20 protein-coding genes are annotated in these 20,048 nt (G+C 67.6%); 8 read left to right on the forward strand and 12 right to left on the reverse strand.

The features are described from left to right. Nucleotides 1-3: 3 nt before the first annotated feature. Together ilvD and MG068_RS19995 are read left to right on the forward strand one after the other, a co-directional pair. Nucleotides 4-1,842, forward strand: coding sequence for a dihydroxy-acid dehydratase (gene ilvD / locus MG068_RS19990; RefSeq protein WP_132810985.1), 1,839 nt, complete (start codon nucleotides 4-6; stop codon nucleotides 1,840-1,842). A 138-nt stretch (nucleotides 1,843-1,980) separates the two neighbouring features. Continuing rightward, complete coding sequence (locus tag MG068_RS19995; RefSeq protein ID WP_132810986.1) at nucleotides 1,981-2,598, forward strand: hypothetical protein; 618 nt, start codon at nucleotides 1,981-1,983, stop codon at nucleotides 2,596-2,598. A gap of 168 nt (nucleotides 2,599-2,766) precedes the next feature. On the opposite strand, the gene dinG is transcribed toward MG068_RS19995, so the two are convergent. The 3 genes from dinG to aroE form a co-directional block, all read right to left on the reverse strand. After that, nucleotides 2,767-4,869 carry an ATP-dependent DNA helicase DinG gene (dinG, locus tag MG068_RS20000; RefSeq protein ID WP_014038872.1) on the reverse strand — a complete coding sequence of 701 codons (2,103 nt, stop codon included), beginning with the start codon at nucleotides 4,867-4,869 and terminating at the stop codon, nucleotides 2,767-2,769. A gap of 167 nt (nucleotides 4,870-5,036) precedes the next feature. Beyond that, nucleotides 5,037-5,390: a hypothetical protein gene (locus MG068_RS20005; RefSeq protein ID WP_049400872.1), complete on the reverse strand. Its 354-nt coding sequence runs from the start codon at nucleotides 5,388-5,390 to the stop codon at nucleotides 5,037-5,039. A 3-nt stretch (nucleotides 5,391-5,393) separates the two neighbouring features. Continuing rightward, on the reverse strand, nucleotides 5,394-6,239 hold the full coding sequence (gene aroE / locus MG068_RS20010) for a shikimate dehydrogenase (protein ID WP_071228545.1): 846 nt from the start codon (nucleotides 6,237-6,239) through the stop codon (nucleotides 5,394-5,396). 48 nt (nucleotides 6,240-6,287) lie between these two features. On the opposite strand from aroE, the gene MG068_RS20015 reads away from it, so the two are divergent. After that, entirely contained in the window at nucleotides 6,288-7,160 is an 873-nt protein-coding gene (locus MG068_RS20015) for a TolB family protein (RefSeq protein WP_107431524.1), read from the forward strand. Nucleotides 7,161-7,310: 150 nt separating this feature from the next. Here MG068_RS20015 and MG068_RS20020 read toward each other — a convergent pair whose 3' ends face one another. From MG068_RS20020 to MG068_RS20035, 4 genes are all read right to left on the reverse strand, one after another. After that, the gene (locus tag MG068_RS20020; protein ID WP_049400875.1) at nucleotides 7,311-7,580 is read right to left on the reverse strand and encodes a hypothetical protein; all 270 of its coding nucleotides are present in this window, start codon (nucleotides 7,578-7,580) and stop codon (nucleotides 7,311-7,313) included. Between the two features lie 32 nt (nucleotides 7,581-7,612). Beyond that, complete coding sequence (gene hemB, locus MG068_RS20025; RefSeq protein WP_032129123.1) at nucleotides 7,613-8,602, reverse strand: porphobilinogen synthase; 990 nt, start codon at nucleotides 8,600-8,602, stop codon at nucleotides 7,613-7,615. 19 nt (nucleotides 8,603-8,621) lie between these two features. Continuing rightward, entirely contained in the window at nucleotides 8,622-9,539 is a 918-nt protein-coding gene (locus MG068_RS20030; RefSeq protein ID WP_132810987.1) for a bestrophin family protein, read from the reverse strand. 122 nt (nucleotides 9,540-9,661) lie between these two features. Then, on the reverse strand, nucleotides 9,662-9,910 hold the full coding sequence (locus MG068_RS20035; protein ID WP_006475755.1) for a hypothetical protein: 249 nt from the start codon (nucleotides 9,908-9,910) through the stop codon (nucleotides 9,662-9,664). Nucleotides 9,911-10,094: 184 nt separating this feature from the next. On the opposite strand from MG068_RS20035, the gene MG068_RS20040 reads away from it, so the two are divergent. Then, nucleotides 10,095-10,559 carry a hypothetical protein gene (locus MG068_RS20040; protein WP_014038879.1) on the forward strand — a complete coding sequence of 155 codons (465 nt, stop codon included), beginning with the start codon at nucleotides 10,095-10,097 and terminating at the stop codon, nucleotides 10,557-10,559. 222 nt (nucleotides 10,560-10,781) lie between these two features. Here MG068_RS20040 and MG068_RS20045 read toward each other — a convergent pair whose 3' ends face one another. The 4 genes from MG068_RS20045 to MG068_RS20060 form a co-directional block, all read right to left on the reverse strand. After that, entirely contained in the window at nucleotides 10,782-12,581 is a 1,800-nt protein-coding gene (locus MG068_RS20045; RefSeq protein ID WP_132810988.1) for a DUF885 domain-containing protein, read from the reverse strand. A 205-nt stretch (nucleotides 12,582-12,786) separates the two neighbouring features. Then, nucleotides 12,787-13,302, reverse strand: a complete 516-nt coding sequence (locus tag MG068_RS20050) for a cytochrome c oxidase assembly factor Coa1 family protein (protein WP_032129126.1) — start codon at nucleotides 13,300-13,302, stop codon at nucleotides 12,787-12,789. A gap of 25 nt (nucleotides 13,303-13,327) precedes the next feature. Next, nucleotides 13,328-15,553, reverse strand: a complete 2,226-nt coding sequence (locus MG068_RS20055; RefSeq protein WP_132810989.1) for a S9 family peptidase — start codon at nucleotides 15,551-15,553, stop codon at nucleotides 13,328-13,330. Nucleotides 15,554-15,697: 144 nt separating this feature from the next. Next, nucleotides 15,698-16,387 (reverse strand): glutathione binding-like protein, encoded by a 690-nt coding sequence (locus MG068_RS20060; protein ID WP_132810990.1) that lies wholly within the window; start codon nucleotides 16,385-16,387, stop codon nucleotides 15,698-15,700. Between the two features lie 112 nt (nucleotides 16,388-16,499). Between MG068_RS20060 and MG068_RS20065 the strand changes: the two genes are divergently transcribed. Continuing rightward, a complete protein-coding gene (locus MG068_RS20065) occupies nucleotides 16,500-17,108 on the forward strand; it encodes a TIGR00645 family protein (RefSeq protein ID WP_071228550.1) in 609 nt (202 codons plus the stop codon). 201 nt (nucleotides 17,109-17,309) lie between these two features. After that, nucleotides 17,310-18,311 (forward strand): energy transducer TonB, encoded by a 1,002-nt coding sequence (locus MG068_RS20070; RefSeq protein ID WP_132810991.1) that lies wholly within the window; start codon nucleotides 17,310-17,312, stop codon nucleotides 18,309-18,311. Nucleotides 18,312-18,395: 84 nt separating this feature from the next. On the opposite strand, the gene MG068_RS20075 is transcribed toward MG068_RS20070, so the two are convergent. Further along, a complete protein-coding gene (locus MG068_RS20075) occupies nucleotides 18,396-18,650 on the reverse strand; it encodes a hypothetical protein (protein WP_132810992.1) in 255 nt (84 codons plus the stop codon). Between the two features lie 77 nt (nucleotides 18,651-18,727). Between MG068_RS20075 and MG068_RS20080 the strand changes: the two genes are divergently transcribed. Beyond that, a complete protein-coding gene (locus MG068_RS20080) occupies nucleotides 18,728-19,513 on the forward strand; it encodes an AraC family transcriptional regulator (RefSeq protein WP_132810993.1) in 786 nt (261 codons plus the stop codon). A 67-nt stretch (nucleotides 19,514-19,580) separates the two neighbouring features. Then, nucleotides 19,581-20,006 (forward strand): DUF7832 domain-containing protein, encoded by a 426-nt coding sequence (locus MG068_RS20085; RefSeq protein WP_132810994.1) that lies wholly within the window; start codon nucleotides 19,581-19,583, stop codon nucleotides 20,004-20,006. Nucleotides 20,007-20,048 lie beyond the last annotated feature (42 nt).

Genomic DNA, 20,048 nt, shown 5'->3' on the forward strand with positions numbered 1-20,048 from the left:
GCCATGCCTGAATACCGCTCCCGCACCTCCACCGCCGGCCGCAACATGGCCGGCGCCCGCGCCCTGTGGCGTGCCACCGGCATGAAGGACGGCGACTTCCACAAGCCGATCATCGCCATCGCCAACTCCTTCACCCAGTTCGTGCCTGGCCACGTGCACCTGAAGGACCTCGGCCAGCTGGTCGCGCGCGAGATCGAACAGGTCGGCGGCGTCGCCAAGGAATTCAACACCATCGCCGTGGACGACGGCATCGCGATGGGCCACGACGGCATGCTGTATTCGCTGCCCAGCCGCGAGATCATCGCCGATGCCGTGGAGTACATGGTCAACGCGCACTGCGCCGACGCGCTGGTGTGCATCAGCAACTGCGACAAGATCACCCCCGGCATGCTGATGGCCGCGCTGCGCCTCAACATCCCGGTGGTGTTCGTTTCCGGCGGGCCGATGGAAGCGGGCAAGACCAAGCTGTCCGAGCACAAGCTGGACCTGGTCGATGCGATGGTGGTGGCCGCCGATGACAGCGCCTCCGACGAGAAGGTGGCGGCGTTCGAGCGCAGCGCCTGCCCCACCTGCGGCTCCTGCTCGGGCATGTTCACCGCCAACTCGATGAACTGCCTGACCGAAGCACTGGGCCTGTCGCTGCCGGGCAACGGCACCACGCTGGCCACCCATGCCGACCGCGAGGCGCTGTTCCGTCGCGCCGGCCGCCTGATCGTCGAACTCTGCCACCGCTGGTATGGCGGCGAAGACCCGAGCGCGCTGCCGCGCGGCATCGCCACGCAGGCCGCGTTCGCCAATGCGATGACCCTGGACATCGCAATGGGCGGATCGACCAATACCATCCTGCACCTGCTGGCCGCAGCGCAGGAAGCCGAAGTGGACTTCGACCTGATCCACATCGATGCGCTGTCACGGCGCGTGCCGCAGCTGTGCAAGGTGGCGCCGAACACGCCGAAGTACCACATCGAGGACGTGCACCGCGCCGGCGGCGTGTTCGGCATCCTCGGTGAACTGGACCGCGCCGGCCTGCTCGAAACCACGGTGCCGACCGTGCACAGCGCCAGCCTGGCCGAAGCACTGGAACGCTGGGACGTGGTGCGCAGTGACAACGACACCCTGCATACCTTCTTCAAGGCTGGCCCGGCCGGCATCCCCACCCAGGAAGCCTTCAGCCAGGCCACGCGCTGGCCGACGCTGGACGTAGACCGCGCCGAGGGCTGCATCCGCTCGCTGCAGCACGCGTATTCGCTGGAAGGCGGGCTGGCCGTGCTGCGCGGCAACCTGGCCATCGACGGCTGCGTGGTGAAGACCGCCGGTGTGGACGAGTCGATCCATGTGTTCGAAGGCCCCGCGCGCGTCTACGAAAGCCAGGACGCCGCCGTCGCCGGCATCCTCGCTGACGAGGTGCAGCCGGGCGAGGTGGTGGTCATCCGCTACGAAGGCCCGAAGGGCGGCCCCGGCATGCAGGAGATGCTGTACCCGACCAGCTATCTGAAATCGAAGGGGCTGGGCAAGCAATGTGCGCTGCTCACCGATGGCCGCTTTTCCGGCGGAACCTCGGGCCTGTCGATCGGCCACGTCTCGCCGGAAGCCGCCAGCGGCGGTGTCATCGGCCTGGTGGAAAACGGCGACCGCATCCGCATCGACATCCCGGCCCGCCGCATCGACCTGCTGCTGGATGAGGCCACGCTGGCCCAGCGCCGCGCCGACGCCGATGCCCGCGGCTGGAAGCCGCGCGCACCCCGCCCGCGCAAGGTCACCAGCGCGCTGAAGGCTTACGCGCTGCTCGCCACCAGCGCTGACAAGGGTGCCGTACGCAACACCGCCCTGCTCGGCGATTGACCGCCATACGGTAGTGCCGGCCGCTGGCCGGCATCTGTACTGCGACGCCCCACATCAATGAGGTTGCCGGCCAGCGGCCGGCGCTACCCCTCCTGATCCGTTATGGTGGTCCAGGAAGTCACCAACACGGAGGTTGAGATGATGTTGCTTTCCTTTGCGCTGGCCGCTGCCATGGGCACGTCAGCCGAACCGCCCAAAGCCCCGGACTGCAGCTACGACCGTGCCGCGATGCTGGCGATGGAACCTGGCCGATTCGATCAGGATCTGGCAGGTGGCTGGCGCCCGCTGGCCGACCGTGGCTGTACCCGCGAAGCGGCCGACCTGCTGTCCGCCTATGGCGCTCTGCCCAAGGCAGAAGGCAACGTCATCATCACCTGGCATGAGGGCCAGCTGCGCGCGGAGCTGGGGCAGACCGCGCAGGCGATCACGCTGATGGAACGCAGCCACAAACCCGTGAACGCGGGCGACCCGGGTTACTGGAATGCCTACGTGGACGGCATGGTCGCGTTCCTGCGCCAGGACCGCAGCGCCCTGGAGAAGGCTCGTGCGAGGCTGGTCGCAATACCGACGCCCACCGCGCTGGCGGAGAACATCAGGGACGGCCGCTACCACTTCACCACCGAGGGCGGGCAGCAGGTGCAGATGCCGTGGCCACCGAACCTGGATGTGCTTGATGGGCTACTGCGCTGCTTCGGCAAACCCTACACGGAGGCCTATGGACCAGGCTGCCGGACGCCTGAAACAGGCACCCGGTAACCATCAAGCGCCGCTGTCCGATCGTCAGCCCGTGCGGTAGTGCCGGCCCCTGGCCGGCATCTGTACAGTGCTCGCAAAAAAGGGGACGGAGGGAATTAAGTCGTTTTTGCCATAAACGACTTAATTCCCTCCGTCCCCTTTTTGCCGGCCAGCGGCCGGCACTACCGGTCAGCCGATCACGCGCTTGAACGGCGGCAGCGCGTCGATGATGCGCTTGCCGTAGCGGCGGGTCAGCAACCGCGAATCAAGAATGACCACGCGGCCAGTGTCGGTGGAGGTGCGGATCAGGCGGCCGGCGAACTGGGTCAGCGTGCGCAGCGCGTGCGGAATCGCGATCAGGTTGAAGGCGTTGAGCCCGCGCCCCTCGAACCATTCACTGAGCGTGGCGGTCTGCGGATCGGTCGGCACTGCGAACGGCACCTGGGTGATCACCACCGTGGTGCAGGCTTCGCCGGGCAGGTCGAGGCCTTCGCCGAACGAATTCAGCCCGAACAGCACCGAGCCCTCGCCTGCCGCCACGCGCCGCAGGTGCTCGTCGATCAGCCGGGTCTTGGACATCTCGCCCTGCACCAGCACCTGCTTGCGGCGCGCGGCCGACATCAGCCCGGCCACCTTCTCCATCTTCCAGCGCGAGGTGAACAGCACCATCGAGCCCTTGGCCCAGTCCAGTTCGGTGTCCAGGTAGCGCGCCACTTCGCGCGGGTGCCCTTCGCGGTCATCCGGCGTGACCGGGAACTTCGGCACGATCAGCTCGGCCTGGTTGGGCAGGTCGAACGGCGACGACAGCGAGACCATCTCGGCCTCTTCCGGAATGCCGTTGTCGATTGCCAGCGACTGGAAGTCGCCACCGCCGGTCAGCGTCGCCGAGGTCATCACCACCGAGTCCACTTCATCCCACAGCAGCTTGCGCAGCACGTGCGCGGCCGACACCGGTGAGCCGTGCAGCACGAGGTCGCCGTCGCGGGTGGCGGTGACCCAGCGCGCCATCGGCGGCGCACCGTCCTTATCCTCGCGGCGCCAGGCCTGCCACAGGTTGTACTGCTGCTCGATCATCTCCAGCGCCATGCCCAGGTTGCGCTGCAGGCGCTCACGCGCGGCATCGTCCGGCTTGCCCTTGGCCACCTGCGCGGTGGCGGCATGCGCCCAGTTGTAGAGGCTGCGGGTGTCGTCGGCCAGCGCTTCGATCGGCTCGCGCCAGGCCTCGGGCAGGCGGCCATTGGCCGCGCGCCACATCGGCTCTTCGTCGGCCGGTGCCGGCATCCACACCCGCTCGATGTGGTCACGGAACGCGCGCAGCTGCTTGGCCACGTTGCTGGCGACTTCGATCGCTTCGTTCGGCAGCAGGTTGCCCAACCGATCCTTGTCGACCGCGCGGTAGGCGCCGGCGATCAGGATCTGCAGGCGACCGGTGCGCTTGGCCATCTCATCCAGCGCCAGGCTGGCCGCACCCTGGTCGATCGCCACGTTGCCGATGTGATGGCCTTCGTCCAGCACCAGCAGCATGTCCGACGGCGGCGCGATCAATGGCTGGCCGTTGTCGCTGTCACCGATCGACAGTGCCGACAGCAGCAGCGCGTGGTTGGTGACCACGATCTGTGCATCGCGCACCGTGTTGCGCGAACGCAGCACCGCGCACTGCGCCGAATAGGCACAGCGGCGCCCGGCGCAGCCCGAGGCCGGCGTGGTGATGCGGCTGCGCAGGCCGGGGCTGATGGTCTCCGGCGCGTTGTCGATGTCGCCATCCCAGCTGCCGCCGGTGAAGGCATCGGTCAGGCGCTTGGCGATGTCCATCTCGATCGGCGCCAGCGGCCGGTCGAACAAGGGCGCGTCATCCTCGAACATGCCGCCCTGCGAGCCCTCGCCCTGCGCCTCGGCGGCATTGCGCGTGCAGAGGTAACGGGTACGGCCCTTGGCCAGCGCCACGGTCGCTTCCAGGCCTGTGGCCTTGAGGAAGTTCGGGATATCGCGCTCGACCAGCTGCGACTGCAGCGCCACGGTACCGGTGCTGATCACCAGCTTCTTCTTGCTGGCCAGCGCGATCGGTACGCCTGCGGTGAGGTAGCCCAGGCTCTTGCCGACGCCGGTGGGCGCTTCGACCACGCCGACGCCACCGCTTTTCGACAGCGCACGCGACACCACGCCGATCATCTGGCTCTGCGAGCGACGGGTGGAGAAGCCGGGGGTATTGGCCTGCAGCGTCGTGTACGCCTTGCGGATCGCGTCCTTCAAGGTGTCATCAAGCGTGCGCGGAGCGGCGACGGTTTCGGTCACGCCGGGAAGTACCGTGGCTGGATCAGGCCGGTCATTGTCGCATGGCCGGCCGCGTTCACCGTCGCTGGCACCCTGAACGGGCCAGCGACGACGCCAGGCGGCGGTCACGGTCCGATGGGCGGACCACCCAAGGGCCAGATACGCCGGGCATGGCCCGGCGCTACCGGTCAGGATGCCGGGATCGTGCGGGTACGCAGCAGGCGCACCAGCGCCCACACCAGCAGCACCACGCCGATGGCCTCGACCATCGCCAGCGCGAAGTGCAGCACGCCGAGGATGGCACTCATGCCCGAGATGGCGTCGAAGTTGCCGCTGTTGATCAACCACATCGGCAGGATGCCGGCGGCCATGCTGCCGAGGCTGGACAGCAGCAACAGCACCAGGCCGACCAGGGCGCCGGTGCGGGTGGCATCGCGCGGTGCGCCGACCACCCAGACCAGGCCCACGCACAGTGCGATCAGCACCGGCAGGCGCACGCCCACGATGCTCAGCACCGTCACCATCAGGGTCGTGTTGTCCATCGATCAGTCCTCGCCGGCCAGCACGGCCGAGCCCTGCCGCAGCGTCTGGTAGACCTCGTCGGTCTGCGGACGCACACCGTGCCACTGCAGGAAGCTCTCGGCGGCCTGCTCGACCAGCATGCCCAGGCCATCCACGGTATTGCGGCAGTTCGCTGCGCGCGCCCAGGCCAGGAAGGCGATGGCGGCCTCGCCGTAGTTCAGGTCGACGGCGGTGGTCATCGAGTTGACCAGCGACAACGGCAGCTTGAACTCGACGTCGCGGTCGCGGCCGGCCGAGGTGGCATTGACGATCAGTTCGAAGTCGCCCAGCTCGCGCAGGTCTTCCCAGTAGCGGCTGATCGCGCGGCCCGGTTCGCCCATCGCGTCGATCAGTTCATCGGCGCGTTCCGGCGTGCGGTTGACCACCACCAGCTCGGTGATGCCGGCATCAAGGAAGGCCGGAGCGACGCTGCGCGCGGAGCCGCCGGCACCGATCAGCAGCATGCGGCGGCCACGCAGGTCCAGGCCATGGCGGTCGGTCAGGTCACGCACCAGGCCGATGCCGTCGGTGGTGTCGCCATGCCAGCGGTCGCCCTTGCGCAGCAGCGTGTTGACCGAGCCGGCGCGGCGCGCACGTGCAGTCAGCGTGGTGCACACCGAGAACGCGGCTTCCTTGTGCGGCGAGGTGACGTTGGCACCGACACCGCCGTCGGCGGCGAAGGCTTCCAGGCCGGCCAGGAACGCATCCGGGGCCAGGTCGATCGCGCGGTAATCCACCGCGATGCCTTCCTGGCGACCGAACGTCGCGTGGATCTGCGGCGACTTCGAGTGGGCAACGGGGTGTCCGAAGACGGCGTAACGGTCGGTCATGGAATCCTCAAGCTGGCTAGACTGATGCTCTTTCGTGCACGGACCCGGATGATGCGCATCACCCCGCCCCTGCTGGTGCTTGCCGCCAGTCTACTCTCTGCCCCCGTGGCGATGGCGTTGAACGAGTACGGCATCGAAGGCATGGGCGTAGTCTCGACCCGTGCCGACGAGGGCCGCGCCACGATCAGCGCCGATGGCCAGCGCATCGTTTTCGCCCGCCGTGGCGAGGCCGGTTGGGGCCTGTGGGAGGCGCGCGTGGTGGACGGCCGCTGGCAGCAGGCGCAGGCCTTGCCGGTAGGCGTGGCCGGTGAGGTCCGTGATCCCTACTTCAGCCGCGACGGCCGCTGGCTGCTGTTCGCGGCCGGCCGCAAGGGCGCGTTGGCGCTGTATCGGGCCGCGCTGGCCCCCGATGGCCAGCTGGGTACCGCGCAGCCGCTGGCGGGCGACGCGGGCCGCCGGGAAGAGCGCGGGCCGGCCCTGAGCGCGGATGGCAGGCAGCTGTTGTTTGCCCGCCAGCAGGGCCGTGGCGCCGGCTGGGACCTGTTCGTGGCGACGCTGGATGCGCAGGGACTGCGTGGCCCGGCCAGCGCACTGAGCGCGTTGAACAGCGCCGACGACGAGACCGACGGCGACTGGCTGGGGCATGACGGCGCCGTGGTGTTCAGCCGCGGCAACGGCACGACCACGCAGGTGTGGAGCAGCGGCTGTGCGTGGACCGGTGCGGCGCTGCAGCCATTGGGGCTGTCGTTCAACCAGGCCAGCGGCTGGACCGGCGCGCCGGTGATCGACAACGCCAAGCCCGGCGAGATGCTGGTCGCCAGCAGTGCGGCGAAGGCACCGCGTGCCGGTGGCGTGGATGTGTACCGGTTGGCCGCGCCGAAGGTGGCGGCGGTTGCGGGGTGCGTGCCGGGCGCACGGTGACGGCAAACGCCAACCAAGGTTGGCGGCTACCCGGGCGATGGAGGCGCCAGGTGCGTGCGGTAGATCCACGCCGTGCGTGGATGGCCGCTTGGTAGATGCCAACCTTGGTTGGCATGAGGGAAAGTGCCAACCAAGGTTGGCACCCACCCGTCAGCGCGACAACACCTTGGCGCGCTGCTGCTCGTACTCGATCTCGCTCAGCTGGCCATTGTCCTTGCGCTGGTTCAACGCGGCCAGTTCGGCCTGCACGCTGTCCGGCAGGGCCTGCTCACGGGCGACATGGCGGGCGGCGGAGAGCTGCTCCGGCGGGCGCTTGCCGGCCCGCCAGGCCGCGATGAAGACACCGACGATGATGGCGCCGAACACCAGCGTACCGATGCCCCAGATCAGCCATTGCATCCATCCCAGTTCGGGTCCCATCGCGTAATCCTCCGTCTATCGTGGCGCTATTGTCAGCGCTCGCGCAGCCATCGCGCCACCTGCGGCGCGAAATAGGTCAGCACGCCATCGGCGCCGGCCCGCTTGAAGCCCAGCAGCGACTCCAGCACGCAGGCGCGCTCGTCCAGCCAGCCGTTGGCGAAGGCGGCCTTCATCATCGCGTACTCGCCACTCACCTGATAGGCGAAGGTCGGCACGCCGAATTTTTCCTTCACCCGGCGCACCAGGTCCAGGTACGGCATGCCCGGCTTGACCATCACCATGTCAGCACCCTCTTCCAGGTCCAGCGCGATCTCGCGCAGGGCCTCGTCGCCGTTGGCAGGGTCCATCTGGTAGGTCTTCTTGTCGGCCTTGCCGAGGCTGGCGGCGCTGCCCACCGCATCACGGAACGGGCCGTAGAACGCCGAGGCGTACTTGGCCGAGTAGGCCATGATGCGCACATTGATGTGGTTGTCGGCATCCAGCGCACGACGGATCGCGCCGATGCGGCCGTCCATCATGTCCGAGGGCGAAACGATGTCGACACCGGCTTCGGCGTGCGATACCGACTGCTTGACCAGCGCCTCGACGGTGATGTCGTTCAGCACATAGCCCTTGTCGTCGATGATGCCGTCCTGGCCGTGGGTGGTGTACGGGTCCAGCGCCACGTCGGTCATCACCCCCAGTTCCGGGAAGCGCGACTTCAGCGCACGGATCGCACGCTGCGCCAGGCCGTCCTCGGCCCACGCCGCCGACGCGTCCAGCGACTTCAGCGACGGGTCGATCACCGGGAACAGGTCGATCACCGGAATGCCCAGCTCCAGCGCCTCTTCGGCCACCTTCAGCAGCTCTTCGATCGACAGCCGCTCCACGCCCGGCATCGACGGTACTGCGGTGCGGCCGGCCAGTTCGTGCACGAACACCGGGTAGATCAGGTCATCGGTGGTCAGCGTGTTCTCGCGCATCAGGCGGCGCGAGAACTCGTCATGGCGCATGCGGCGCGGGCGGTAAAGCGGGTGGGACATGGCAGGCTCCGAGGAGTGGCTATTGCAACAGGTAGCCCTGCGGCAGCAGGGGTTCGGGCAATGGGCGTTCGCCGAGCGCGTCGAGCTGGTCGATCTCGATCGTGCGCACCAGCGCGTCCAGCGGCAGGTCGTTCGGCTCCAGGCCGAACGGGTCTTCCATTTCTTCGCCCAGCTGGTCCAGGCCGAAGAAGGCATAGGCCAGCACCGCCGACAGCACCGGCGTGCCCCAGCCCAGCGAACTGGCCAGGCCGAACGGCAGCAGCACGCAGAACATCCACGCGCAGCGGTGCAGCAGCAGGGTGTAGGCGAACGGCAGCGGCGTGGTGAGGATGCGCTCGCAGCCGGCCTGGATCGACGACATTGCGTGCAGGCGCTCTTCCAGCTGGGTGTAGAGGATCGGGTCGAGTTCACCGGCGCGCAGGGCCTGGGCCAGTTCCGCAGCGATCATCGAGAGCAGCGCGTCGGGCACGTTCTCGCGCAGCCCGAGTTGTTCGCGCTGGCGCTTGTCCAGCCACGGCAGGGCCATCAGCGCCACGATGCGCCCGCGCAGGCGACCGGCCAGTGCATGGGCGAAGGCGGTGGTGAGGTAGGCGATGCGGCGGCGGCGGCCGGTGTCATCGGCCAGCAGCAGGTTCACCTGGCGGGCCAGCGAGCGCGATTCGTAGACCAGCTGGCCCCACAGCTTGCGGCCTTCCCACCAGCGCTCGTAGCAGGCGCTGTTGCGGAAGCTGAGGAAGATCGACAGGACCAGGCCGAGCAGGGTGAACGGCGTGACGGAAACGCGTTCGATGCCGGTGGGCGGCGCCAGTTCCACCACCGCAGCCACGGCAATGGACAGGATCAGGATGGCCAGCACCTTGGGCGCGATCGCTTTGACGATCGAACCGCGCAGGATGTAAAGCAGTTGCCAGCCGTGGGGACGGGGTCGGATGATCATGGGGCAGCCGCGCCGGGCGCGGATTCACAGGCACGCGGGGGGCTCGCGCAGGCATTCATTGTACGCCCCTGCCCGGCCATGGACCGTGCGCCTGCGACGCCCTGTCGCACCCGGCTGTGGGCTCAGATCACGCCGCCCCCTAGGCCGAGGCGGAGGATGCCCACCACCACCACGATGCCGTTCAGCACCAGCCCGGCCCAGGCCCGGCCACGCTTGCTCGGGTGGGTGAACAGGATGCCGAGCGCGGCGATGACCGCGCCCACCGCAGCGAACGGGATCAGGAACCAGTTGCCCCAGCCCAGCAGTGGAATCAGCGCCAGGATCATCCACAACAGCGCCAGTACGCCCCACAACAGACTGATCACACCCATGCCGCTCTCCCGCAGTTGGTTCCTGCCCCAACCATAGACGTTCCCGCTGCCGCCGCCTACTGCCATTGGCGGGGCTGTCACCCCCGCCGTGCTAGCGTGCTGCCGTGCGTGCTCTGGCCCGGGTGTTGGCGCCGATTCAGAGTGGCCCGCCGATGATCGCAACCAGTCCTACAGGGGTCGTGCCATGAACATCCGTTGGGCCGCGTTGGCGGCCATCCTGCTGGTCGCCGCCGGCTGTGCCAGTACCTCCAAGGTGATGCTGGGCCGCGCCCGCGCACCGATCGATCCGGCGCTGGTGCAGATCTATTCGACGCCACCGGCCGGTTCCCAGGAAATCGCCCAGCTGGAATCGGCGTCCGCCGTCGGCTTCGGCACCCAGGGCCAGACCGATGCCGCCGTGGCACGCCTGAAGCGCGAGGCCGCCGCGCTCGGCGCCAATGGCGTGGTGTTGATGGGCGTGGGCAGCAGTGGCTCGCCGGTAGGCATGTCGGTCGGCGCCGGCACGTTCGGCTCGCACGTCGGTGGCGGCGTCGGCATCGGTATTCCGACCACGCAGAAGCGCGCCGCCGGCGTCGCGATCTGGGTGCCGAATCCGGCACCGCCCGCGCGGTTGCCGACACAGGTGATTACGCCGCAACCGCAGCGGTGACCCGAGAGGGTCACCGCCGGTAGTGCCGGCCGCTGGCCGGCAACCTCAGCAATCCTCTTCGCCCAAGGGAAATGCCGGCCAGCGGCCGGCACTACCCCTGCAATAACCGACGCATCGCTCTGGTAGGTGCCAACCTTGGTTGGCACGAAACCCACAGCGCCGACCAAGGTCGGCATCTACCAACGGCGCTTGCCGGCCAGTGGCCGGCACTACCGGTGATGCTCAGCGCTTGTACTTCGGCACGAACACCTTGTTCACCGCATCGGCCAGCTGGTCCGGCGGCAGCAGGCCCTGGTCGAGCAGGAAGTTGTTGAACGCCAGGCGGTCGAACTTCGCGCCCAGTGCCAGCTCGGTCTGCATGCGCAGTTCCAGGATGCGGGTGTAGCCGTAGAAGTAGCTGCCGGCCTGACCTGGCATGCGCACCATGTAGCGGTCCAGTTCCTGGGTGGCCATCGCCTTGGACAGGCCGACCTGCTCGATCAGCACGCGCTCGCCGTTGGCACGATCGGTCAGGCCAAGGTTGAGCATCGGGTCCAGCATCGCGCGCGCGGCCCGCAGCAGGCGGAACTGCAGGGCGATCATCTGCCCGTCCAGCGGCTCGTACGGCACCATCTCGGCTTCGGCATACAACGCCCAACCTTCCACGTTCACCGAATTGAACGCGAACATCGTGCGTGCCAGCGACACGCCGCGCTCGACCATGGCGGTGAACTGCAGCTCGTGGCCGGGGCGGCCTTCATGCGCGCTCAGCGTCCACGCCGCCGCGCCGAAGTTGAAGTCGTCGTACTGCGCACCCGGACCGGCGGCCGGATTGCCCAGCGGCAGCACGAAGGTGCCCTGCTGCCCGGTGTTGTTGACCAGCGGCGCCGGCAGGAAGTGCGGCGCCGGGCTGGCGGCGCTCTCGGCGGCCGAACCCAGTCGCATCTGCATGGCACGCTTGGGCACGTCGACGATGGCGTGCTCGCGGATCAGCGGATCGATCGCGTCGATCACCTTGCGGTAGTGGCCTTCCAGATGATCGTCGGCGATCTTGTCGGCCTTCAGCGCGCGGATCACCGCCACCGGGTCGCTCGGGTCGGCCACCTTCAGGCCCTTGTCCTTCGCCACCAGCGGCGCCAGCTGCTGCATCGCCGATCGGGTTTCCATGAACTCCAGCTGCGCGCGCTGCATCAACAGCTTCGGGTCGATGTCGATGCCGACCTGCTTGAGCTGGTAGGCGTACAGCGGCGCCGGCAGGCGTGCGTCGGCACGTGCCTTCGGCAGCACGGTCGTGCGCGTCCAGGCGGCGTAGTCCTTCATCTGCTCGGCCAGCGCCTTCATTGCTTCATCGGCACCGGCGATCTGGTACTTCTTCAGCAGCGACTCGATACCGGTGATGTAGGTCTCAACGTTGTCCAGCGACTGCTGCACTTCGACCTTCGTCGGCTGCAGCAGGCTGCTGTCCTTCAAGCGCTCTTCATAGCGCTGGCGCGCCAGCGTGGTGAACGCGGTGCCGCCGGGCTGCAGGCCGGCATAGGCCTTGAGGCGGTCGAGCGCCTTGGCCCGGCGCTCGGCCGGCACCTGGTCGGACAGCAGCAGGTTGAGGCCGCTGAACACCGTCTGCGGCGCATCGCTCCACGGCAACAGGTACTTCTCGTTGAGCTCGCTGCCTTCGATGTTCTGGCTGGCGGCGTGGATCATGATCTCCAGGTCCTGGCGGACATTGGGATCCTGCTCGGTGGCCAGCTTCGCCTTCAGTTCGTCGCGGGCCTTGGCCATCGCGGCGCGGTAGCGCTTGCCGTTGTCCGGGCCGAGGTCGGCCACCTTGTCGTCATAGCCGGGAACGCCGAAGAAGCCGGTTTCCTCCGGCTGGAACGGACCCTGCGCATCAAGCAGGATCTGCGCCAGTGCATTGCTGCGGGCCACCCAGGCCGGGCTGGCAGGAGTGGCGGCCTTGGCGGCGGGTGCAGCCAGGGCCGGCGGTGCGGACAGCAACGGGGCGGCGGTCAGGGCCAGGGCAACAGCGAGCGCAATCGGCTTCATGGGACACTCCAGCAAAGGGTTGCCCGCAACTTACGCGCTCACGGCGATGGCGACAATCGGCTGGAGGTCACGGCGCGGCTGATGGGTAGAGTCGACTGTCAGTCGACTATCGCGCGCAGCGCGGGGTTTTCAGGCGTCTTGTGGAGAGCAGTCGACTAACAGTCGACTCTACATGGCCGCCCTTACCCGGCCGCGCGACCTGCGGTCACAGCGCGGCGGTCAGCGGGCATTCGCCACGCTCACGGCAGGCCTGCAGCTCGCACTCCCCCGCAGCCTCGTCGTCATCCAGTGCAGTCAGGTCGAAGGTCTGCTTGTCTTCGGCCAGTACATACATCACCGGGTAATCCCAGACTTCATCGCGACGGCTGCCCTGCACGAACAGCCGGCCGTGCGCATGCGGTCCTTCCAGCGCAACGGTCAGGCCGACGTCGCGCTGGCCGTTCATCGCGGTCTGCATGCTGCCCAGCGGCATCGATTCGATATGCAGGGGCTCGCCAAAGGCTTCCACCAGTTCGATGCTGCAGCCCGCGCGGCGCAACGCTTCGCGCATCGGCGGGCTCTCGCGTGCCGCCTCGCTCCAGCGCAGCACGCTCCAGGTCACCACGCCACCGGCGCCGCCCAGCACCAGCACCACCGTCAACGGCATCGCCCAGCGCCAATGACGGCACCACCAACCGGCGGACGTCTGTCGATGGGCGGGAATCGGTGGTGGCAGGGTCATCGGCGGGCTCCTTCCCGGCTGGCAATCAAGGCTTCAGGCAACGTCCCAGGAAGGCTTCGGCCACGCGGTAGCGATGCAGGGCATCGGCGCCGGACAGGCCATGCTTGGCACCCGGGTAGGTCATCAGCTCGAACGGCTGTGCACGCTTCTGCAACGCGCTCATCAGGCTGGTCGAATTGGTGAACAAGACGTTGTCGTCGGCCATGCCGTGGATCAGCAGCAGCGGCGAACGCAGGCCGTCGATATGGGTCAGCACGCGCGCTTCGCGGTAACCCGCTTCGTTGCGCGCCGGCAGGTCCATGTAGCGTTCGGTGTAGTGGCTGTCGTACAGGCCCCAATCGGTCACCGGCGCACCGGCCACGCCACAGGCGTACTGGTTCGAGGCCTTGGCCAGCAGCATCAGGGTCATGTAGCCACCGTTGGACCAGCCCTGCACGCCGATGCGCGCCGGGTCCACCCACGATTGCTGCTTCAGCCAGGTCACGCCGCGCAGCTGGTCGGTCACTTCCACCGTGCCCTGCTTGCCGTACAACGCGCCACCGAAGTCACGGCCACGGCGCGGGGTGCCGCGGTTGTCCAGCGAGAACACCACGTAGCCCTGCTGGGCCAGGTACTGATTGAACAGGTGGTCGCCACGACCGGGCCAGCTGTCGGTGACGGTCTGGCTGGCCGGGCCACCGTAGACGTACACCGCCACCGGGTAACGCTTGGACGGATCGAAGCCGGCCGGCTTGATCAGGCTGTAATTGAGCGGGGTCTTGCCGTCGGCCGCGGTCAGCGTGCCGAACTCGATCGGGCGCTGTGCATCGCGGTAACGCGCATACGGATGCTTCGGGTCCGCCAGATCGTTCTCGAGCAGGGTGGCGATCTTCTCGCCGTTGGCGCGGAACAGTTCGATCTGCGGCGGCGTGGTGCTGTTGGACCAGCTGTCGACATAGACGCTGGCATTGCGGGCGAAGCTGGCGCTGTGCATGCCCGGTGCCTTGGACAGGCGCTGCGGCTCACCGCCCTGCAGCGACACCGCGTAGATCTGGCTTTCGCGCGAGCTCTCGATGCCGGCGCGGAAGTAGGCCTTGCCAGCCTTCTCATCGACCGCCAGCAGTTCGTCCACCGGCCAGTTGCCGTGGGTCAACGCGGTGGCCTTGCCCTTGCTGTCGATACGGTACAGATGCTGGAAACCGGTGCGCTCGGACGACCACAGCACGCTGCCGTCATCGAGGAAACGCAGGCTGTTGTGCAACGGCACCCAGGTCGGGCTGGTCTCGTGGGCGAGCACGCGCTGGCGATTGGAATCGAGCGCCACTTCCACCAGGTCCAGCTGCTTCTGGTCGCGCGACTGGCGCTGGAAGCTCAGGTGCTGCGCATCGCGCCAATCGACGCGGGCCAGATAGATGTCCTGTTCCTTGCCGAGGTCGACCCAGCGCGGCTGCGCATCGGCGGCCGGTGCGATCACGCCCAGCTGCACGCGCACGTTGGCGTCGCCCGCGGCCGGGTAACGCTGCTCGATCACGTCGGTGCGGTCGGCGTAGACCTCGTAGCGCTTCTGCACCGGCACCGGTGCTTCATCGATGCGCGCGAAGGCGATGGCCGAATCATCCGGCGCCCACCAGTAGCCGGTGTGGCGGTCCATTTCCTCGTCGGCGACGAACTCGGCCACGCCGTTGCCGATGGTGGTGCTGCCGTCGCGGGTGAGCTGCAGCTGCTTGCCGCTGGCCAGGTCGATCACCCACAGGTTGCGGCCGCGGATGAAGCTGACGAAACCGCCCTTGGGCGACAGCTTGGCGTCGGTGGCGAATCCTTCACCGTGGGTCAGCTGGCGCACTGCGGCCTGGCCCTGCTGCTTGAGGTCGTACAGGTACAGCTCACCGCCCAACGGGAACAGCAGGCGCTGCGCGTCCGGCGACCACTGGTAATCGACGATACCGGTCATCGCGGCGATGCGCTGGCGCTCGCGGCGGGCCTTTTCCTCGTCGCTGAGGGTCTCGGTGCCGGGCAACACCACCTTCGAATCCACCAGCAGGCGGGTCTGGCCGCTGCCGATGTCATAGGTCCACAGGTCCAGCTGGTTGCGGTCGCTGTCCTTGCCGCGCAGGAAGCTGACCTGCGAACCATCGGGGGCGACCTTCGGCTTCATCAGGGTCGGGCCGGAAAGCGGCAGCGGGCCGGTGATGGCTTCCAGGGTCAGCTTTTCAGCGTGGGCGGCGGTACTGGTGGCGAGCATGAGGGCGAGCGAAGCGAACAGGTGGCGCATGGAGGATCCCGGCAAACGGCAGGTCCGCCACCGCGATGGACGCGGGGCGGTCAGCCTCCATCCTAACCAAGCCGGTGCGGGAAGGCAGCATGACCTTCTGCCCATGAGGCGTGCCGACCAACGGTCGGCACCCACCGTTCCGGGTCAACGCTGGCCGAACAGGTGCTTGCGCTCTTCGTCGCTGAGCGGCTTGCCGGCGTTGGGGTTCACCTGCTGGCGCAGGGCATAGGCGCGCTGGGTGGCCGGGCGTGCAGCAATCGCTTCGTGCCAGCGCTTGAGGTTCGGGAACGCGGCGAAATCCACCGGCAGCTTGTCGTAGGCGCCGATCCACGGGTAGCTGGCCATGTCGGCGATGGTGTACGCGTCCCCGGCCAGGAAGGCGTGCTGGGCCAGGCGCTTGTCCATCACCCCGTGCAGGCGGCGCACTTCGTTGTCGTAGCGCTCGATCGCGTAGGGGATCTTTTCCGGCGCATACACGTTGAAGTGGCCCATCTGGCCGCTCATCGGACCCAGGCCGGCCATCTGCCAGAACAGCCACTCCAGAGTGATGACGCGGCCGCGCGGGTCGCTGGGCAGGAACTGGCCGGTCTTCTCGGCCAGATACAGCAGGATCGCGCCGGACTCGAACACGCTCTGCGGGGCGCCGCCATCGGCCGGGGCGTGGTCGACAATCGCAGGCATCTTGTTGTTGGGCGAGATCGCAAGGAATTCCGGCTTGAACTGGTCGCCCGAGCCGATGTTGACCGGATGGATGCGGTACTCCAGGCCGGCTTCTTCCAGCAGCAGGGTCACTTTGTGGCCGTTCGGGGTGGGCCAGTAATACAGGTCGATCATGGCGGCGGCTCGGGGTGCGGAAAGGAACCTGAAGTCTAGTGCGAGAGTTGGGTTGGCACCGTCACGACGGGCCGGTAACCTCGCCTCTCCCCCGCAACGCAGCATCCTCCGCATGAGTGCAAACCGCCCGCCGCTCTCCCCGCTGTCCACGCTGATCTTCGCCTCGCGCTGGCTGCAGCTGCCGCTGTACCTGGGCCTGATCGTGGCGCAGTGCGTCTATGTGTTCCTGTTCGGCAAGGAACTGTGGCACCTGATCTCGCATTCGGCCTCGATGGGCGAACAGCAGATCATGCTGATCGTGCTGGGCCTGATCGACGTGGTGATGATCTCCAACCTGCTGGTGATGGTGATCGTCGGTGGCTACGAGACCTTCGTCTCGCGCCTGCGCCTGGAAGGCCATCCGGACCAGCCGGAATGGCTGAGCCACGTCAATGCCAGCGTGCTGAAGGTGAAGCTGGCAATGGCGATCATCGGCATCTCCTCGATCCACCTGCTGAAGACCTTCATCGCCAGTGGCGCGCTGGGTGGCATCCCACTGTGCACGCCTGAGCAGATGAGCGTGGCCGCCGCCAACATCGGTGTCGCACGCTGCTCGATGCTGACCCAGGACGGCGTGCTGTGGCAGACCATCATCCACTGCGTGTTCATCCTGTCGGCGATCGGTATTGCCTGGACCGACAAGCTGATGTCCAACAGCCACAGCAAGTCGCACGACCACTGATGCGGCAACCGGCAGCGGTCCTTCGCCGCTGCCCCATCCCGGCCCCTGCCCCTTGTACGCGGCGGTGGCCGGGATGCTAGATTGCACCCTCGCCGTTGCCGGCGGTGGCGTCGGGAAACGTCATCGTTCCGCGCCCGGACCACAGGTCCCGGCCATGCGTATCAATGATTTACGTCACGTCGTCTTCTAGAGGGGAGCAGGATGTCGCACGTCTCAACGATCACCGCCGCGCGCCGGTGGCTGCCGGTTGCTTTGGCACTGGCGCTGGCCGCCTGCTCGGGAAAGGAAGAATCTGCAGCACCGGCCCCGGCCGCCGCACCCGCCGCCGCTGCACCGGCCGCACCGGTGGTCGCCGCCAAGGTGCAGTCCATGGGCACCGAACAGCTGCGTGAATCGGCCAGCCAGGCACTGCGCGAGAACCGCATGTACGCGCCGGCCGGCGACAACGCCATCGAGTACTACCTCGCCCTGCGCGACAAGACACCGGACGACGCGTCGGTGAAGAGCGCGCTGACCGACCTGCTGCCCTACACCCTGATCGCCGCCGAGCAGCACCTGGGCCGCGAGGACTACACCGAGGCGCAGCGCCTGGTGGCACTGATCGAGAAGGTGGACGCCTCCGCTCCCGCCCTGCCGCGCCTGAAGGAAGGCCTGGCCAAGGGCGTGGAAAATGCGGCCAAGCGCACCGAGACCGAAGCCGAGAAGGCCAGGAAGGACGCCGAAGACCGGACCAAGCAGCAGGCCGAACAGCAGCGCCTGACCGAGCAGCGCGCCAAGGAAGCCGATGCGGCCAAGCAGATTGCCGCGCAGCAGGATGCCGCACGCCGCGACAACGAGCGCCAGGAGGCCGAGCGCCAGGCCGCGGCCCGTCGCGATGCCGAACAGAAACAGCAGCAGGCCGCCGCCCAACAGGCCAGCGCCGCACGCCAGGCAGCCGCCGCGGCAGCTCCCACCCTCCGCCCGGTCAGCACGCCGGCGCCGCGCTATCCGGCCGAGGCACTGCGTTCGGGAACGTCGGGCGAAGTGCTGGTGGAGATCACCGTCGGTACCGACGGCTCAGTGGTCAGCGCCCGCGTGCTGCGCGCGACGTCGGGACGGACCTTCGACCGCGAAGCCCTGAACGCGGTCAAGCGCTGGCGCTTCGAGCCGGTCAACGCGCCGGTCACCACCCGCCGCACCCTGGTATTCGCACCGGGCGGCTGACCGCAAAAAAGGGGACGGAGGGGATTAAGTCGTTTCTGCCACCTCCATGACGCCAAGGCCCGGTCCGTCCGGGCCTTGTCCGTTTCAGGCAGCGCCATCAATCAGGCGCTGCAACGCCGGATCGCGCGCAGCCAGCACCTGGAACAGGCCTAGCGCATGCAGGCCGGGCAGCAACGCACGCAGGTCGGCTTCGGCAGTGGCGCGGGTGGCATCATCGCTGGCGGGATCCTGCCAGTCGCGGACGCTGGCCAGGAAAGCACCCACGCTGCCCTTGCGCACGGTGAGGCCATTTACCTGCACCTCGTTCTGATGGTCCGGAAGAATGTCCTGTGGCTGCATGGGGAAGCGCTCCGTTGAAGTGGGCTCCAGTGTCGGGGCCCGGACGCGACGTTTCTGCCGTATAACTGCCAATTGATATGGCCGATCAGACAACCACCGCATTGATTGACCCGGCGCTGGCCAATGCCGCCGACGGGCCTGCATTGCTGGGGGCGCAGCTGCGCCTGCCGGGTCCACGCCGCACGGCACGCCACCAGCACGCCCGCGGGCAGCTGCTGGGTGCACATCAGGGCCTGCTGCGGATCGAGGTCGGCGACCTGCACTGGCTGCTGCCGGCGGGTCATGTCGCCTGGATACCACCTTCGCTGCCCCACGCACTGGCCAGTACCAGTGCGTTCGACGGCTGGAGCCTGTACTTCAGCGCGCAGGCCTGCACCGACCTGCCTGCAGCCCCTCGCATCTTCCAGCCGGGGCCGCTGCTGCAGGCCGCGGTGATTCGGGCGCTGCAGTGGCCGCATGTTCCACTGGATGCCACACAGGCACGACTGGCCGGTGTGATCGCCGATGAGATTGCCGCCAGCAAGCCTCTGCCGCTTGCCCTGCCACAACCGCGCGACCGGCGACTGCAGAAACTTGCCGCCGCACTGGCGCGCGCACCGCACGACAACCGCAGCATCGAGGACTGGGCCGCCAGCAGCGGTCTGTCCAGCCGCAGCCTCGCCCGCCATTGGCTGGCCGAGACCGGCCTGTCGCCAAGCCAGTGGCGGCAACGCCTGCGGGTGCTGCTGGCACTGCCACGCCTGCTGTCCGGCGAGCCGGTGATCAGCGTCGCGCTGTCGATGGGCTACGACACACCCAGTGCCTTCATCGCCGTGTTCAAGCGCGAGATGGGGGTGACGCCTGCACGATATGCCCGCGGTTGACGTATTCAACGCTCCCGCTGTCTTTCCTCGCAACCTAAACTGCGGGCTGATCTCAAAGGGAAGACGTATGAAGTATGACGACGCCAGCTGGCATTCCGGGGGTGACTTCCCTTCGGATCTTCCGGCTGAGGCCGGTGCCACCCACATTGGCATGTACCTGGCCTGGCTGTTGTTGCAGGGCATGGCGGACGAGGAACTGGCTGATGACATGCAGGACGAGCTGGAAGCCTTGACCCGGCGCACGATGACACCGGGTCAGTTCCTTCTGGTGTGCGATGGCAAGTTCGTTGACGAGATGATCAACGACGAGGCGAACGCATTCACGCTGGAGTACTACCAGGCCGATGATTGCCTGTACCCCGACGATTACATCGAGCTGCTCGCGGATGATCTCCCGTCGCTGTACCACGTCGCCGATACCTGGGAGAACTTCGACCGACTGGCACCGGTGATCGCTCAACGCTTCGCTGCTTGGCAGGCAGCACAGGCCTGAAAAAGAGAGGCCCGGAATGACCGGGCCTCGTTTCATATCCGC

The organism is Stenotrophomonas sp. ASS1 (assembly GCF_004346925.1).
Taxonomy (GTDB): Bacteria; Pseudomonadota; Gammaproteobacteria; order Xanthomonadales; family Xanthomonadaceae; genus Stenotrophomonas; species Stenotrophomonas maltophilia_A.

What these genes read in the sequence shown, in the direction of transcription:
- ilvD (WP_132810985.1), top strand. Translation starts at nt 4, where the DNA reads ATGCCTGAATACCGCTCCCGCACCTCCACCGCCGGCCGCAACATGGCC.
- MG068_RS19995 (WP_132810986.1), top strand. Translation starts at nt 1,981, where the DNA reads ATGATGTTGCTTTCCTTTGCGCTGGCCGCTGCCATGGGCACGTCAGCC.
- MG068_RS20005 (WP_049400872.1), bottom strand. Translation starts at nt 5,390, where the DNA reads ATGGACAACACGACCCTGATGGTGACGGTGCTGAGCATCGTGGGCGTG.
- aroE (WP_071228545.1), bottom strand. Translation starts at nt 6,239, where the DNA reads ATGACCGACCGTTACGCCGTCTTCGGACACCCCGTTGCCCACTCGAAG.
- MG068_RS20015 (WP_107431524.1), top strand. Translation starts at nt 6,288, where the DNA reads ATGATGCGCATCACCCCGCCCCTGCTGGTGCTTGCCGCCAGTCTACTC.
- MG068_RS20020 (WP_049400875.1), bottom strand. Translation starts at nt 7,580, where the DNA reads ATGGGACCCGAACTGGGATGGATGCAATGGCTGATCTGGGGCATCGGT.
- hemB (WP_032129123.1), bottom strand. Translation starts at nt 8,602, where the DNA reads ATGTCCCACCCGCTTTACCGCCCGCGCCGCATGCGCCATGACGAGTTC.
- MG068_RS20030 (WP_132810987.1), bottom strand. Translation starts at nt 9,539, where the DNA reads ATGATCATCCGACCCCGTCCCCACGGCTGGCAACTGCTTTACATCCTG.
- MG068_RS20035 (WP_006475755.1), bottom strand. Translation starts at nt 9,910, where the DNA reads ATGGGTGTGATCAGTCTGTTGTGGGGCGTACTGGCGCTGTTGTGGATG.
- MG068_RS20040 (WP_014038879.1), top strand. Translation starts at nt 10,095, where the DNA reads ATGAACATCCGTTGGGCCGCGTTGGCGGCCATCCTGCTGGTCGCCGCC.
- MG068_RS20045 (WP_132810988.1), bottom strand. Translation starts at nt 12,581, where the DNA reads ATGAAGCCGATTGCGCTCGCTGTTGCCCTGGCCCTGACCGCCGCCCCG.
- MG068_RS20050 (WP_032129126.1), bottom strand. Translation starts at nt 13,302, where the DNA reads ATGACCCTGCCACCACCGATTCCCGCCCATCGACAGACGTCCGCCGGT.
- MG068_RS20055 (WP_132810989.1), bottom strand. Translation starts at nt 15,553, where the DNA reads ATGCGCCACCTGTTCGCTTCGCTCGCCCTCATGCTCGCCACCAGTACC.
- MG068_RS20060 (WP_132810990.1), bottom strand. Translation starts at nt 16,387, where the DNA reads ATGATCGACCTGTATTACTGGCCCACCCCGAACGGCCACAAAGTGACC.
- MG068_RS20065 (WP_071228550.1), top strand. Translation starts at nt 16,500, where the DNA reads ATGAGTGCAAACCGCCCGCCGCTCTCCCCGCTGTCCACGCTGATCTTC.
- MG068_RS20070 (WP_132810991.1), top strand. Translation starts at nt 17,310, where the DNA reads ATGTCGCACGTCTCAACGATCACCGCCGCGCGCCGGTGGCTGCCGGTT.
- MG068_RS20075 (WP_132810992.1), bottom strand. Translation starts at nt 18,650, where the DNA reads ATGCAGCCACAGGACATTCTTCCGGACCATCAGAACGAGGTGCAGGTA.
- MG068_RS20080 (WP_132810993.1), top strand. Translation starts at nt 18,728, where the DNA reads ATGGCCGATCAGACAACCACCGCATTGATTGACCCGGCGCTGGCCAAT.
- MG068_RS20085 (WP_132810994.1), top strand. Translation starts at nt 19,581, where the DNA reads ATGAAGTATGACGACGCCAGCTGGCATTCCGGGGGTGACTTCCCTTCG.